Genomic DNA, 14,354 nt, shown 5'->3' on the forward strand with positions numbered 1-14,354 from the left:
CCAGCGCCTCGCCTCAGCCCTTCGCCGCGGCGATCAACCGGTCGACCAGGGCGATCAGCACGTCCCGCGAGGAGGTCCGCTCGCGCGCGTCGCACAGGAGCACCTCGACGTGCTCCGGCAGCGCCAACGCGTCGCGGATCTCCTCCGGCGGGTACGGGTGCTCCCCGTGGAAGCCGTTGACCCCGACGACGAACGGGATGCCCCGGCGCTCGAAGAAGTCCACGGCCGCGAAGCTCGCCTCCGGCCTGCGGACGTCCAGCAGCACCACCGCCCCGAGGGCGCCGATCGCCAGGTCGTTCCACATGAACCAGAACCGCTGCTGACCCGGCGTACCGAACAGGTACAGCACCACGTCGTCGCTGACGGTGATCCGGCCGAAGTCCAGGGCCACCGTGGTGGACCGTTTCTCCTCGATGCCGGCCAGATCGTCCACGCCCAGTCCGGCCGCGGTCAGCGACTCCTCGGTGCGCAAGGGGGCGATCTCGCTGACCGACCCGACCATGGTGGTCTTGCCGACGCCGAAGCCGCCGGCGATGAGGATCTTCACCGCCTGAGGAGCGGCGGGCGCCGGGTCGGTGGCGGGCGCCGCGTCGGCGGCGGGCTCAGAGCCGGTCAAGGCCGTCCCTCACTTTCTGCAGCAGGTCCAGGTCCGAGGCGGCGCGGGTGACCGGGTGCGGCGCTCGCGCGGTGATCCGGCCCTCCTCCAGCAGGTCGCACAGGAGGATGACCACCACGCTCACCGGCAGGTCGAGCCGGGCCGCCAGCTCCGCCACGGCGACGGGCTCGGCGCACAGGCGCAGGATCCGGGTGTGCTCCGGCTGCCCGCGCGGTGTCCGCCCCGGCCGCGGGTCGACCGCCGTCACCGTGGTGATGAGGGTGAAGTCGGCGCGGCTCGGCCGGGTCCGCCCGCCGGTCAGGGTGAACGGCCGGACGAGCCGGCCCTCCGCGTCGCCCTCCGTCACGTCACTGGCCGGGGACGGCGGCGGTCCGCGGAGCCGCGCTGAGGTGCTCGCCGATCTTCTTCACCAGCATGTTCATCTGGTACGCCACCACGCCCACGTCGGCGCCCGGACCGGTCAGCACGACGAGGTGGGCGCCGGGACCCGCGGAGGTCAGGATCAGGAAGCCGTTCGCCATCTCGATCAGCGCCTGGCGGACCGGGCCGCCCCGGAAGTCCATGCTGACGCCCTTGCTGAGGCTCATCAGGCCCGAGGCGGTCGCCGCGAGCCGCTCCGCGTCGTCCCGCGGGAACCCGGTGGACTTGCTGACGACCAGGCCGTCCTCCGAGAGGACGACGGCCTGGTTCACGTCGGCGACCCGCTCCACGAGTCCGGTCAGCAGCTGGTCCAGCTGGGTGTGGGTGGCGGGCGTGGGGCGTGTCATGGGGTGTCCTTCGTGAGCGGTCGGCGGTCGGGTCCGAAGGCGCGGCCGTCCCGCTCCTCCGGCTCCTCGTCACGCGCCCTGAGCGTGCCGCGCTGGAACCCGGCGAGGGAGGACGCGGCACGTTCGGCGGTGAAGTCGGGGTAACCGTCCCCGTTGTCGGACGGCGCGGCGGACCCGCCCGGTTCCTGCCGCAGTTCGGCGGCGAGGTTCTGCTGCGGCACGCGCCGGGGGAGCCGGGACGCCGACCCGGGCGCGGTCCGCGCCGCGGGCACCGGTCCGGGCCGTACGGAGGGGGCGGTGGGCCCGGTTCCGGGCGGTACGGACGGGGTGGCGGGCCGGGTTCCGGGCCGTACGGGCTCGGGGGCCGGCCCCGAGGCGGCGGCGTCGTCGTCGGCGGCGTCTGCCCGCACGTGCTCGGGCGGGTCTTCCGGCAGACCGCCGGGCAGCGCCTGGGGCGGACCACCGGGCAGCTCCCGGGGCAGACCGCCGGCCGGCTCGCCGGGCAGGCCGCCGGCGGGCTCCCGTACGACGATCTCGTGCGGCACCAGCACGATCGCTGTCGTGCCGCCGTACGGCGACGAGCGCAGCGTCACCGCGATCGCGTGCCGGTGCGCCAGCCGGGCGATGACGAACATGCCGAGCCGCAGGTCGCCGGCGAGGCCCACCACGTCGAACTTCGGGTCCGAGGCCAGCGAGGCGTTGAGCGAGGCGTACTCCTCCTCCGGCAGGCCGAGACCGCGGTCCTCGATCTCGATGGCCAGCCCTTTGGCGACCATCGCCGCCCGCACCCCGACCGGCGCGGGAGCGGGGGAGTACGCGGTGGCGTTGTCGATCAGCTCGGCCAGCAGGTGGATGACGTCGGCCACCGCGGGCGGCGCGACGTACACCTCCTCGTCGGTGTGCACCTCCACCCGCTGGTACTCGGCGACCTCGCCGATCGCGCTGCGCAGGATGTCGACCAGCGCGACCGGCTCCCGCCAGCTGCGCCGGGGCTGCTCGCCGCTGATGATGACGAGGTTCTCCTCGTAGCGGCGCAACTGGGCGGCGACGGAGTCCAGTTCGTACAGGCCCTTGAGCACCTCGGGGTCGGTGTGCCGGCGCTCCAGCGCGTCCAACTTGCCGAGCTGCATGTTGACCAGGTTCTGGCTCTGCCGGGCGATGCCGAGGATGACCTTCTGGAAGCCGCGCCGGGTGTCGGCGAGTTCGACGGCGGTGTGCACGGCCGTGCGCTGCGCCGTGTTGAACGCCTGTGCCACCTGGCCGAGTTCGTCGCGGCCGTAGTCGAGCGGCGGGGTCGCCGACTCCACGTCGACCGTCTCGCCCCGCTCCAGCCGCTCCACCACGTCGGGCAGCCGCTCCTCGGCGAGGCTCAGGGTGGCCCTGCGCAGCCCGTGCAGCCGCCGGAAGAGCGAGCGGGTGATCCGCCAGGACATCACCACGCACAGCAGCAGCGCGAGCAGCCCGCCCGCGCTGAGCGAGGCGGCGGTGAGCAGCAGCGCTCGCGACTCGTCGGCGCTGCGGTCGAGCAGTCCGGCGGTCTGCTGCCGGATCAGCGTGGCGTACCGCTCGGAGACCTCGTCCAGGGCGGCGGTCCAGCGCTGCCGCGCGTCCGGCAGGGCGATCGCCCCGTCGCCGCCCGTGGACCGCGCCGCGAGGACCTGGTCCTCGACCGCTTCGAGGGTCTTCCACGCGTCGCTCGCCAGCACCTGTTCGACCTGCGTCTTCGCGCTGCCGCGCAGCGACGGCACTATCTGGTCGCGGACCAGCCAGCGGCGGGTGTGCACCGCCTGCGCGAACTCCGACCAGTCCGTCTCGCCGAGCCGCCCGGCGGGCCAGGCCAGGGTGAGCCGGGCGTCCTCCTGGGAGACGAGTTCCGCGGCGTGCTCCAGGGCGACGAGCGGGCCGGCCTGCGAGGTGAGGTCGCCGTCGTCGACCTGGGACAGCTCCTGGAAGGCGTGGATCTGCTCGTCGACGATCGCGGTGTACTGGTCCAGGGCCTGGACGGCGGTGATGTCGCCGGGGTCGTCCACCTGGTCGCGGTAGTACTCCAGGCTGCCCACCGAACCGAGCACCGCGTACAGCCGCTCCCGGACGCGGTCGGGGGCCTGCCGGATCGCCTCGGTCTCCCCGGCCAGCTCGGCCACGGCCCGGTCGGTCTCCTTGCGCCGCGCCGCCAGTTCGGCCCGGGAGCCGCCGTCGGAGGCCAGCCAGGCCGCCGAGGCGCCGCGCTCGCGCTGCAGAGCGAGCGTGGCGTCGGTGCCCATCGCGCCGGTGGCCCGGCTCAGCTGGGTCTGCGACCGCAGCCGCAGTCCCTCGGAGAACATCTGCGTCGTCGTCACGCCCCACATCGCGGCCAGGGTGACGCTCGGCACGAGCGCCAGCAGGATCAGGGAGAGACGTATGGAGCCGAGGCGGCGCCGGGCGCCTGTCCGTGCAGACATCGTCGTCCTAGGCGGTCGGGGGCGTCGTGGAGGGCTTGGGCGGGGGCGCCGTGCGGGGCTTCGACGGGAGCATCGTGCGGGGCTTCGGCGGGGGCGCCGTGCGGGGCTTCATCGGGTGCCGTTGGCGGCGAAGCGGGCGACCGCGTCCGCGTTGGCCTTGGTGACCAGCGCGGGCCCGGTCAGCACGGGTTCCGTGCCGCCGCCGCTGACGTTGCCGTTGGTCCGGTACAGCCAGAGCGCGTCCACCGCGAGGTAGCCCTGGAGATAGGGCTGCTGGTCCACGGCGAACTGCACGTCCCCGCGCTCGACGGCGGCGACCAGTCTCTCGTCCAGGTCGAACGTGGCGACCTGGGCCCGGCTGCCGGCCGCGCGGACCGACTCGACGGCCGTCAGCGCGTACCGGGCGCCGTTCATGACGACCTCGTCGATGCTGGTGTCCTGCCGCAGCCGGGCGGTGAGGGCGGCGCCGACCGCGTCCATGTCGGTGCCCTCGACGTAGAGCATCTCGGTGAGGCCGCCGAAGGTCTTCTTCACACCGGCGCACCGGGCCTCCAGCGCGACGTTGCCCCGCTCGTGGATGACGCACAGGGCATGCTCGGCGCGGAGGGCGTCGAGCCTGTCGCCGACCGTGCGGCCGGCGACGCTCTCGTCCTGCCCGAAGTAGCCGAGCAGCCCCTGCGAACGCCAGGCGTCCATACCCGAGTTGAGGCCCACCACGGGGATGCCGGCCGCCCGCGCGTCGGCGACCGGCTTCTTCATCGCGGCGGGCTTGGCCAGCGTGACGGCGATGCCGTCGACGCGGTCGCCGATCGCGTCCCGGACGAGTTCGGCCTGCCCGGCGGTGTCGGAGTCGCTCGCGTACGTCAGGTCGATGCCGTCCTTGGCGGCGGCGGCCTCCGCCCCCTTGCGCACCAGGTCCCAGAAGGCGTCGCCCTGGCCGCCGTGCGTGACCAGGGCCACCTTCAGCCCGTGGGTGCCGCCGCCGCGGGCGGTGTCCGCGGCCCTCTTCTCGCCGTCGCCGGTCGCCGAACAGCCCGCCAGCAGCAGGCAGACCGCCGCCGTCAGGGCCGTGACGCGCAGCCGCGCGGACGGGGCGGGCGGCGGAGGAGCAGTGTTCATGGGGGCGGGGCACCTCGCTGAGCGGCCGAGCAGAGGAACGGGGCGAGGTGCCGGACCTTACGCGTGCGGTGCGCCGACCGGGTGAATCTCGCTGGCCCGGAGCCAATCGTGTGTGACCACCGGTAGTCAAGTGACCAACGATCGGGAAGGCGTGTGGCTACCGCATCGTGATATTGGGCGGTACTCAGTTGCCCGGTACGGCGGGCCCCACGGCCGCCTTTCTCCTCCTCCACCGCCGCGGCGGCTGGTCCGGCAGCCAGCCGAAGGCGAGGCAACTGCCCACGCACCCCAGCAGCAGCCCGACGATGAAGCCGCCGAGGTTCGAGGTGAGCCATGTGCCCAGCGAGACCAGCACCCCGACGATCGAGTAGAAGAGCCGCTGGGCCGGGTTGACCAGGAGCAGCAGCCCGCACAGCAGCATCACGACCGGCAGCACGTACCCCGCCACGCCCTGCGGTCCGACGTGCAGGACGACCTTCAGCGACGCCTTCATGGTGAACAGGACCTCCGCCCCGCCGAGGACGAGCAGCAGCCCGCCCCAGAAGGGGCGGCCGGTCCGCCACCGCCGGAAGGCGGCCCGGCCGCCCGTCACGGGCAGCCCGTCTCGCTGAACCGCAGCTTCAGACCGGGCAGCCTGAAGACGGCCGCGGTGGTGGCGTAGTTCGTCTGCCGCAGGTTCTTGATGTTCACGGTGTCGGCCTGCTGGCTGAAGACGCCGATCGGACCGCGGCCCTTGGGCCCGGCCTTGTCCAGCGTGCTGGCGTCGTTGCCGATCTCGATGTTGCCGAACGAGGCGTCACCGGACAGATCGGTGGAGTCGGTGGTCAGGTCCTCCGCGGTCACCTTGGTGTTCCCGGTGCCCGCCGTGATGAGCAGGTTGGTGCCGCCGAGGTCCACGGCCTGACACAGCTTGGTGAGCTTCGCGTCCTTGATCACGGAGGTGACGACCAGGACCTGTCCGCCGGTGTCCCCGGCGTTCGGGCTGCCCTCGGCCATGTTGTCCAGGCCGCCGAACTGCGCGAAGCCGGTGCCCTCCAGCTCGGTGGCGGTGACGGTGAACGGCATGCCGGAGATGGCGAACTGCACACCCAGCGCGCCCTGCGCGGTGAGGACGGCCAGCGCGGCGGTGACCGCGGCGGCCGGCACCGCCATCACGGCGGACCGGCGCAGCCGCACCCGGCCGCGTCCGGTGACCTCCGCGGGGTCGGGCGCCGAGGCGGCGGGCGGGGTGACTTCCGAGGACGGTGCCATGTCTGCTCCAGAGGCGTGGTCGGTGCGGTTCGGCTGAGCGACGGCGCGTTGTCCTGGCGCGGACAGCGGCTGGTGCGCGTACCGGCCGGCAACCCCCGGTGGCTGCGCGGATTCGTGGTTACGCACCAGTAGCCGAATCGGAAGTTACCGGTGGTTACAGACGGCGGTCAAGCACGGTGTGGGTAAAGAGTGAGGGTTGTGTGCCCGGCGGGGGCGCCGGAGGGGCCGGAGTCCCGCAGGGTTCCGGCCAAACGCCCGTTCCGTACGTCAACTCCTGTGCGGAGTATTGACGTTGACTACTCGTCAGTTCTACAACTTCCCGTGTTTCCCGGATCCGTGGCGCCGGATCCGTTTCCGCGGCACCCGTCCGCGTTCCCGGACAGCCCGGCTCAGCACGGAGCACCGCCCCACGCCCCGTGCGGCCGCCGCTGCTCTCGCATCAGCGGCCCGCCCCGCCCCCGTGGCGCCGGCGCGGCCGCCCGCCCCTCGGTCCGTCACGTACGGAGAAGGCGTCACGGACCGATGCCGGCGGCGGGGCGCCATGCGCGCGCCCCGCCGCCCCGCTCCTCGCGGCCCCGGCACGCGCCGCTCGCGGACGGCCCGAGCACGACGTACCAGTCTGTCATGTCTAGGTCAAGGTACGGCTCGCTTACCCTCGAACCGGAGAAGAGGAACCCGCATGCGTACGCGCACCCTCCTGGCCCTCACCGCGGCCGTCGCCGCGCTGGCCCTGCCCGCGACGGGCACCGCGGTCGCCGCCGACAACACCGTGCTGACCACCGGCTCGGCCGGCGGCACGGCCGTCGCCGTCGGCACGACCCTCATCGCGCCGCTCCAGTCCGGCACGAACGCCACCTTCTACTCCAGCGCCACCGGCACGAGCGGCGTCTCGTGCAGCGGCTCGCAGTTCACCGCCACCGTCACCGGCAACCCGACCGCCCCCGGCACGGCCACCGAGTCCGTCACCGCCCACACCTTCACCGCCGCCACCTGCAGCAGCAACGTCATCGGCGTCCTCGGAGTCAACTCGATCACCCTCGGCAACCTGCCCTACTCCGCCACCGTCTCCTCCGCCGGGGCCGTCACCGTCACCCCGCCGAGCGGCTCCACCGTCCAGGCCACCGTCAACCTGCGCACCCTGCTGGGCAGCGTCAACTGCGTCTACCAGGCGCCGTCCCTGTCCGGCACGGCCAGCAACACCACCAACGGCATCAGCTTCGACGACCAGCAGTTCACCAAGGTCTCCGGCTCGTCGCTCTGTTTCGCCAACGGCTTCTTCACCGCCACCTACGCGCCGGTGAAGACGTCCGGCGGTGCCACGGTCTTCGTCAACTGACCCGTCCCCGCCCGACGCGCCACGCGCGCGTGCGGGCCGGCCGGCGCGGTGTGCGCCGGCCGGCCCGCGACCTCGTCAAACACGCCTGCCGCGCGGTGAGTTATTGTCTGTCGCGGGTCAGAACACACGGCATGGCCCGTTCGTATTCCGGCCCAGGAGTGTTCACCCCATGGCGAGGCAGTTACGCGCCGAACAGACCCGCGCGACGATCATCGCGGCCGCCGCGGACCTGTTCGACCGCCAGGGCTACGAGGCGACCAGCCTGAGCGACATCGTGCAGCACGCGCGCGTGACCAAAGGCGCGCTCTACTTCCACTTCGCGGCCAAGGACGACCTCGCCCAGGCCATCATGGAACTCCAGTCACGCACCTCCCGCCGGATGGCCCGCGAGATGGACGGCCGGGGCTACTCCTCCCTGGAGGCCCTGATGCGGCTCACCTTCGGCGTCACCCGCCTCTCCGTCGAGGGCCCGGTGCTCCGGGCCGGTCTGCGGCTCGCCACCGCGGGCGTGCCGGTCCGCCCGCCCCTGCGACACCCCTTCACCGAGTGGCGCGAGCTGACCCTGGCCCGGCTGGCCGCCGCGGTCGAGGAGTCCGATCTCCACCCGGACATCGATGTCGACGCCGTCGCCCACACCTTCGTCTGCTCCTTCGTCGGCACCCGCGTCGTGGGCCGCACCCTGGAACCCGTCGCACGCCAGCCCCGCCGGGTCGCCGAGCTGTGGCGCCTGCTCATCCGCGGCCTGGTGCCGGTGACCCGCCGGGCCCGCTACGCTCGCCTCGCCGCGAGCCTGGAGCGGGAACCCTGGCCCGTGTGACCCGCCCGCCGGCGTCCGGCACCCGGGTGAGGCGAGCGCTACGGTGAGGCGCATGTCCGACATCTGCCTGCCGCCCGTCCTGCTCGGCGACGAACCCGGAACCTTCCCGTACGCCGTGCTCGCCGAGCGGCACCCGGCGATCATCCGCCAGGTGGGGGAGAACACCCCCTACGACCCCGACCGCCGCCGCGCCCTTGACGCGCTGCTGGAGAACTGCCTGCACGGCACGGTCGAACCCCTGGCCGCCGACGCCGCCGATCACGACCGGTGGGCGGCCTGGGGAACCGACACGTACGCGGGCCGCTCCTGGTTCGACGTGCCGTGGCTGTGGTCGGAGAGCTACTTCTACCGCCGGCTGCTGGACGCGACGGGGTACTTCGCCGACGGCCCCTGGCACGGCGTCGACCCGTTCCGGCCGTCCAAGCTCGCCGAACTCGCCGCCGCGGAGACCGACGAGGAACTCGCCGCCCTCGACGAACTCGACGCGCGGCCGCCCGCGCGCCGCGCGGAGGCACTGCTGCACGGCTCCCTCTGGGGCAACCGCGCAGACCTCGGCTTCCGCCTCTCCGCGCCCCGCGCGAAGACGCCCGCCGACGTCCCGCCGCTGGTCGCCGACGACAGCGAGCGTCTCTGGTCCCTGCTGCCGCCCTCCGCCGACGCCACCGGCACCGTCTGCCTGGTGGCCGACAACGCCGGCCGGGAACTCGTCCCCGACCTGCTGCTCCTCGACCACCTCCTCACCCACGGACACGCCGCGCGCGCCGTCCTGCACGTCAAGCCGCACCCCTACTACGTCTCCGACGCCACCCCCGCCGACGTCCTCGACGCGGTACGGCGGCTGACGGCGGCCCCCGGCGCCGCCGCGGGGTACGGCCGCCGGCTCTGGGACGCGCTGGCCGACGGACGGCTCACCGTGCGCGCCCACCCCTTCTCCTGCGCCCCGCTGCCGTACGTCGACATGCCCGACGACCTCCGCGCGGAGTTCGCCGCCGCCACGGTCACGCTGGTCAAGGGCGACCTCAACTACCGTCGGCTGGTGGGCGACCGGTGCTGGCCGCCGGCCACGCCCTTCGCCGACGTCACCGCGTACTTCCCCGGCCCGGTGGCCGCGCTGCGCACCCTGAAGTCCGACGTGATCACCGGACTGGACCCCGCCACCGAGGCCGCCCTGGTCGCCGCCGAGGAGCAGCGCTGGCGCACCAGCGGGACGCACGCGCTGATCCAGGTCCGGGACCGGCGGCACTGAACGTGAGTTCCCTTTCGGGGCGGGATTCACGCGATGGTGTGATCATGTCCCGCGCCGAGGATGCCCCGAAAAGGCCATGGGTAGGGCCGGGCCATGACGCAGCAGCCCTTCGAACTCCCGCACTTCTACCTGCCGCATCCGGCACGGCTCAACCGCCATGTCGACGAGGCGCGCGCCCACTCGACACGGTGGGCACGCGACATGGGCATGCTGGAAGGCTCCGGAGTCTGGGAGCAGGCCGACCTGGACGCGCACGACTACGGCCTGCTCTGCGCCTACACGCACCCCGACTGTGACGGCCCGGCCCTGTCCCTGATCACCGACTGGTACGTGTGGGTGTTCTTCTTCGACGACCACTTCCTGGAGAAGTACAAGCGCTCCCAGGACCGCGTCGCCGGCAAGGCCCATCTGGACCGGCTCCCGCTCTTCATGCCGCTCGACCTCGGCGACGGGACGCCCGAGCCGGAGAACCCGGTCGAGGCCGGCCTCGCCGACCTGTGGAAGCGCACCGTCCCCGCGATGTCGGCCGACTGGCGCCGCCGCTTCGCCGTCTCCACCGAGCACCTGCTCAACGAGTCCCTGTGGGAGCTGTCCAACATCAACGAGGGGCGGATCGCCAACCCCGTCGAGTACATCGAGATGCGCCGCAAGGTCGGCGGCGCGCCCTGGTCGGCGGGGCTCGTGGAGTACGCCACCGCCGAGGTCCCGGCCGCCGTCGCGGAGACCCGGCCGCTCAGGGTCCTGATGGAGACCTTCTCCGACGCCGTCCACCTCCGCAACGACCTCTTCTCCTACCAGCGCGAGGTCGAGGACGAGGGCGAGCTGAGCAACGGCGTCCTGGTGCTGGAGACCTTCTTCGACTGCACCACCCAGGAGGCCGCCGACACCGTCAACGACGTCCTCACCTCCCGGCTGCACCAGTTCGAGCACACCGCGTTCACCGAGGTCCCCGCCATCGCCCTGGAGAAGGGGCTCACACCCCCGCAGACGGCCGCCGTCGCGGCGTACGCCAAGGGACTGCAGGACTGGCAGTCCGGCGGCCACGAGTGGCACATGCGCTCCAGCCGCTACATGAACGAGAACGCGCGCTCCACCAACCCCTGGGAGTCCCCGACCGGCCGCGGCACCTCCGCCGTCGACGTCGGCGCGCTGCTCGCCGCCGCCGGTGCCGAGCGGATGCGGTCCTACACGCACGTGCCGTTCCAGCGGGTCGGCCCGTCCCGCATCCCCGACATCCGCATGCCGTTCCCGCTGGAGCTGAGCCCCGCCCTGGAGGGCTCCCGCCGCCATCTGACCGAGTGGTCACGGCGGATGGGCATCCTCAGCGAGGGCGTGTGGGACGAGGACAAACTGCTCAGCTGCGACCTGGCGCTGTGCGCGGCGGGCCTCGACCCCGACGCCACCCAGGACCAGCTCGACCTCGCCTCCGGCTGGCTGGCCTTCGGCACCTACGGCGACGACTACTACCCGCTGGTCTACGGCCACCGCCGGGACCTGGTCGCGGCCAAGCTGACCACCGCACGGCTGTCGGCGTGCATGCCGCTGGACGGCGAACCGGTCCCGCCGCCCGCCAACGCCATGGAGCGCTCCCTGATCGACCTGTGGAACCGCACCACGGGCGACATGACCCCCGAGCAGCGGCGGCCCCTGCGCGACGCCATCGACAAGATGACCGCCGCGTGGGTGTGGGAGCTGTCCAACCAGATCCAGCACCGCGTCCCCGACCCCGTGGACTACCTGGAGATGCGGCGCGACACCTTCGGCTCCGACCTCACCCTCGGCCTGTGCCGCTTCGGCCACGGCCCCGCCGTGCCGCCCGAGGTCTACCGCAGCGGCCCCGTGCGCTCCCTGGAGAACGCGGCGATGGACTGGGCCTGCCTGGTCAACGACGTCTTCTCCTACCAGAAGGAGATCGAGTACGAGGGGGAGGTGCACAACGCGGTCCTCGTCGTGCAGAACTTCTTCGGCATCGACTACCCGACCGGACTGAAGGTCGTCCACGACCTGATGGACCAGCGCATGCGCCAGTTCGAGCACGTCGTCGCCCACGAACTGCCCGTCGTGTACGACGACTTCCGGCTCACCGAGGAGGCCCGGGAGATCATGCAGGGCTACGTGGAGGACCTGCGGAACTGGATGGCGGGCATCCTCAACTGGCACCGCTCGGTGCCCCGTTACACGGCCGAGTACCTGGCCGGGCGGAGCCACCGCTTCCTGCCGGACAGGAGGCCGGCCGTACCGGCGTTCGGCTGACCCACCGGTCCGCCGGTCCGCCGGTCTGCTGATTCGCGAACCCCGGTTCCCGCCCGTCAGTCTCACTCGTTCGTGGCTCGTCGGCCGGCGGGGGCCGGGGTAGGGCTCTCGTCGGAGGCGATCCATGGAACAGACCGCGTTGCGTCCCAAGCCGATGCCGGGCCGCAGCCCCGACCGGGGCATCGAACCGGAGTCAGTCCGTCCGCACCCGCCGCACCCGCCGCACCGGCGGCGACGCCGGCTCACCACCGTGCTGTCCGGCCTGTGCGCCGGGACGGTGCTGCTGCTGGCCGGCGCGGGGCTGGCGACGGTGGGCACCACGGTGCTCGACCTGAACAGGCCGGCCGAGGCCAGGGGGCGGGCCGTCAGCGCGCCCCCGACCGCCGGGGCCGCCGCGGAGGCCGCCGTCGGCGCGACGCTCGGGGTGGTGGTCGTGGACGACAGCGGGCCCGGGGCCCGGGTCGTCGACGTCCACGCCGCCGGGGCCGGGCGGGCGGCGGGGCTGGTCCGCGGGGACGTGCTGCTCGTCTTCGGCACGGTGCGTGTCGACTCCGCCGCCGATCTGGGGCGTGCGGTGGCCGGGGTTCGCCCCGGTACGCCGGTCGAGTTGACGGTGCGGCGGGCCGGTGGGGGTTATCGGCAGTTGACGGCGGTGCCGGGGGTGGTCACCTGACGGTGTGTGGGGGAGAGGGAGAGGGGGAGGGGGAGGGGGCTTGGCCGGGGGCTCCGTGCGGGTTCGTTGTGGTTGATCGCGCAGTTCCCCGCGCCCCTTACGGGGCGCGCCCCTTACGGGGCGCGTTTCTTGCGGGGCGTGCTTCGTTACCGGGTCGCGTTGGGCGGGGGGTGGGGGCAGGATGCTGGCGTAGACCGTTCGCCCGCTCAGGGAGGTCCGGATGACCGGCAGTACACCCGTCCCCTTCACCGCCGACGATTACCGCGCGCGCATGGAGCGCGCCGCGCGGGCGGCGGCCGACGCCGGGCTGGCGGGGCTGCTGGTGGCGCCGGGGCCGGACCTAGTGTGGCTCACCGGCTACGCGCCCACCGCCGTCACCGAGCGCCTCACCCTGCTGGTGCTCGCCCCCGGCCGGGACCCGGTGCTCGTCGTGCCGACCCTGGAGGCCGCCGACGCCGCCAAGGCACCCGGCGCGTCCGCCCTGGCGCTGCGCGACTGGACCGACGGCAAGGACCCCTACGCCGTCACCGCTACCCTCCTCGACGGCTCGGGCCGGTTCGGCGTGAGCGACAACGCCTGGGCGATGCACCTGCTGGGACTGCAGCGCACCCTGCCCGGCACCTCGTACGCCGCCCTCACCGACGCGCTGCCGATGCTGCGCGCCGTCAAGGACGCGGCCGAGCTGGAGCTGCTCGCCGCGGCCGGGGCGGCGGCGGACGCCACGTTCGAGGAGATCCGCGAGGTCCGCTTCGGCGGGCGCCGCGAGGCCGAGGTGGCCGCCGACCTCGACCGGCTGCTGCGCGCGCACGGCCACGACGTCGTCGACTTCACCATCGTCGCCTCCGGACCGAACGGCGCCGACCCGCACCACGAGGCCGGCGACCGCGTCATCGAGACCGGCGACATGGTCGTCCTCGACTTCGGCGGCCTGCTCGGCGGCTACGGCTCGGACACCTCCCGCACCGTCCACGTGGGCGAACCCACCGACGAGGAGCGCCGGGTCCACGACCTCGTCCGCGAGGCGCAGGCGGCGGGGTTCCGGGCGGTCCGGCCCGGAGTCCCCTGCCAGGAGGTCGACCGGGCCGCCCGCGCGGTGATCGAGAAGGGCGGCTACGGCGAGTACTTCATCCACCGCACGGGGCACGGCATCGGCGTCACCACGCACGAACCGCCGTACATGATCGAGGGCGAGCTGCGGCCCCTCGTGCCCGGGATGTGCTTCTCCGTCGAACCCGGCATCTATCTTCCCGGCCGTTTCGGGGTACGCATCGAGGACATCGTGACGGTGACGGAGGAAGGCGGCCGGCGCCTGAACGACACCGCGCGGGAGCTGGTCGTCGTCGACTGAGCGGACCGAGCCATGATCCAGGCACTCATCCCCACCGAGGACACCGTCCGCCGACTGGCCCGTTCCCTGCTGGGCGGGGGACGGGCCGGGCGGGCCGGGGCGGCCGGCGGGCCCGAGGTCCGTCCGGTCGACAAGGACGCGCGGATGGCGTGGTGGGTCGGCACGCGGTACGTGCTGCGGCTGGCGCCCGACCGCGAGGCGGCCGTACGGCAGCGCCGTGAGCTGCGGCTGCGGGAGCTGGTCCGGCCGCACGTACCGGTCGCGGTGCCGGCGAGCGCGGCCCGCGGCGAGTGGGCGCCGGGCCTGCCCTGCACGCTGGACGTCCGGCTGCGCGGCGGGCCGGCCGACGCGCACGAGGTGTCCGCGGTCGGCGAGACCGACCTGGCGGGGCTGCTCGGCGGGCTGCGCGAGGTGCCGGTCCGCCAGGCCGAGGCGCTCGGGGTGCCACGGAGCGCCCCGCGCTCGCTGGAGGCGCTGCGGCGGGCCG

At 73.4% G+C, this 14,354-nt stretch carries 14 protein-coding genes; 7 read left to right on the top strand and 7 right to left on the bottom strand.

Annotated elements, in window-relative coordinates; genetic code table 11:
• Positions 1-13: 13 nt before the first annotated feature.
• From UW392_RS45810 to UW392_RS45840, 7 genes are all read right to left on the bottom strand, one after another.
• Positions 14-616, bottom strand: a complete 603-nt coding sequence (locus tag UW392_RS45810; RefSeq protein WP_320781266.1) for a GTP-binding protein — start codon at positions 614-616, stop codon at positions 14-16.
• Entirely contained in the window at positions 603-962 is a 360-nt protein-coding gene (locus UW392_RS45815; protein WP_320781267.1) for a DUF742 domain-containing protein, read from the bottom strand. The genes UW392_RS45810 and UW392_RS45815 overlap by 14 nt, the downstream gene beginning before the upstream one ends.
• A gap of 1 nt (position 963) precedes the next feature.
• The gene (locus UW392_RS45820; protein ID WP_320781268.1) at positions 964-1,383 is read right to left on the bottom strand and encodes a roadblock/LC7 domain-containing protein; all 420 of its coding nucleotides are present in this window, start codon (positions 1,381-1,383) and stop codon (positions 964-966) included.
• On the bottom strand, positions 1,380-3,824 hold the full coding sequence (locus tag UW392_RS45825; RefSeq protein ID WP_320781269.1) for a nitrate- and nitrite sensing domain-containing protein: 2,445 nt from the start codon (positions 3,822-3,824) through the stop codon (positions 1,380-1,382). Before UW392_RS45825 ends, UW392_RS45820 begins: the two co-directional genes overlap by 4 nt.
• A 108-nt stretch (positions 3,825-3,932) precedes the next feature.
• Positions 3,933-4,943, bottom strand: coding sequence for a substrate-binding domain-containing protein (locus tag UW392_RS45830; protein ID WP_320781270.1), 1,011 nt, complete (start codon positions 4,941-4,943; stop codon positions 3,933-3,935).
• A gap of 184 nt (positions 4,944-5,127) precedes the next feature.
• On the bottom strand, positions 5,128-5,535 hold the full coding sequence (locus UW392_RS45835) for a DUF6114 domain-containing protein (protein WP_320781271.1): 408 nt from the start codon (positions 5,533-5,535) through the stop codon (positions 5,128-5,130).
• Positions 5,532-6,194 carry a DUF6230 family protein gene (locus tag UW392_RS45840; protein ID WP_320781272.1) on the bottom strand — a complete coding sequence of 221 codons (663 nt, stop codon included), beginning with the start codon at positions 6,192-6,194 and terminating at the stop codon, positions 5,532-5,534. Before UW392_RS45840 ends, UW392_RS45835 begins: the two co-directional genes overlap by 4 nt.
• Before the next feature lie 679 nt (positions 6,195-6,873).
• Here UW392_RS45840 and UW392_RS45845 point away from each other — a divergent pair.
• The 7 genes from UW392_RS45845 to UW392_RS45875 all read left to right on the top strand — a co-directional run.
• Complete coding sequence (locus UW392_RS45845; RefSeq protein WP_320781273.1) at positions 6,874-7,530, top strand: Tat pathway signal sequence domain protein; 657 nt, start codon at positions 6,874-6,876, stop codon at positions 7,528-7,530.
• Between the two features lie 169 nt (positions 7,531-7,699).
• Complete coding sequence (locus UW392_RS45850) at positions 7,700-8,347, top strand: ScbR family autoregulator-binding transcription factor (RefSeq protein ID WP_320781274.1); 648 nt, start codon at positions 7,700-7,702, stop codon at positions 8,345-8,347.
• A 52-nt stretch (positions 8,348-8,399) separates the two neighbouring features.
• Complete coding sequence (locus UW392_RS45855) at positions 8,400-9,593, top strand: damage-control phosphatase ARMT1 family protein (protein WP_320781275.1); 1,194 nt, start codon at positions 8,400-8,402, stop codon at positions 9,591-9,593.
• A 93-nt stretch (positions 9,594-9,686) separates the two neighbouring features.
• Complete coding sequence (cyc2, locus tag UW392_RS45860; RefSeq protein WP_320781276.1) at positions 9,687-11,846, top strand: germacradienol/geosmin synthase Cyc2; 2,160 nt, start codon at positions 9,687-9,689, stop codon at positions 11,844-11,846.
• 124 nt (positions 11,847-11,970) lie between these two features.
• Positions 11,971-12,519, top strand: a complete 549-nt coding sequence (locus UW392_RS45865; protein WP_320781277.1) for a PDZ domain-containing protein — start codon at positions 11,971-11,973, stop codon at positions 12,517-12,519.
• Between the two features lie 220 nt (positions 12,520-12,739).
• Positions 12,740-13,867 carry an aminopeptidase P family protein gene (locus UW392_RS45870; protein WP_320781278.1) on the top strand — a complete coding sequence of 376 codons (1,128 nt, stop codon included), beginning with the start codon at positions 12,740-12,742 and terminating at the stop codon, positions 13,865-13,867.
• Positions 13,868-13,879: 12 nt separating this feature from the next.
• Positions 13,880-14,354: phosphotransferase (locus UW392_RS45875; RefSeq protein ID WP_414497407.1), on the top strand; the 475-nt coding region annotated here is incomplete at its 3' end.

The sequence above is a fragment of the Streptomyces sp. CRN 30 genome (assembly GCF_034105845.1).

Bases quoted from the DNA above. Each gene is read 5' to 3' on its own strand.
- UW392_RS45830 (WP_320781270.1), bottom strand. From the start codon at position 4,943: ATGAACACTGCTCCTCCGCCGCCCGCCCCGTCCGCGCGGCTGCGCGTC.
- UW392_RS45855 (WP_320781275.1), top strand. From the start codon at position 8,400: ATGTCCGACATCTGCCTGCCGCCCGTCCTGCTCGGCGACGAACCCGGA.
- UW392_RS45870 (WP_320781278.1), top strand. From the start codon at position 12,740: ATGACCGGCAGTACACCCGTCCCCTTCACCGCCGACGATTACCGCGCG.
- cyc2 (WP_320781276.1), top strand. From the start codon at position 9,687: ATGACGCAGCAGCCCTTCGAACTCCCGCACTTCTACCTGCCGCATCCG.
- UW392_RS45840 (WP_320781272.1), bottom strand. From the start codon at position 6,194: ATGGCACCGTCCTCGGAAGTCACCCCGCCCGCCGCCTCGGCGCCCGAC.
- UW392_RS45865 (WP_320781277.1), top strand. From the start codon at position 11,971: ATGGAACAGACCGCGTTGCGTCCCAAGCCGATGCCGGGCCGCAGCCCC.
- UW392_RS45825 (WP_320781269.1), bottom strand. From the start codon at position 3,824: ATGTCTGCACGGACAGGCGCCCGGCGCCGCCTCGGCTCCATACGTCTC.
- UW392_RS45820 (WP_320781268.1), bottom strand. From the start codon at position 1,383: ATGACACGCCCCACGCCCGCCACCCACACCCAGCTGGACCAGCTGCTG.
- UW392_RS45850 (WP_320781274.1), top strand. From the start codon at position 7,700: ATGGCGAGGCAGTTACGCGCCGAACAGACCCGCGCGACGATCATCGCG.
- UW392_RS45845 (WP_320781273.1), top strand. From the start codon at position 6,874: ATGCGTACGCGCACCCTCCTGGCCCTCACCGCGGCCGTCGCCGCGCTG.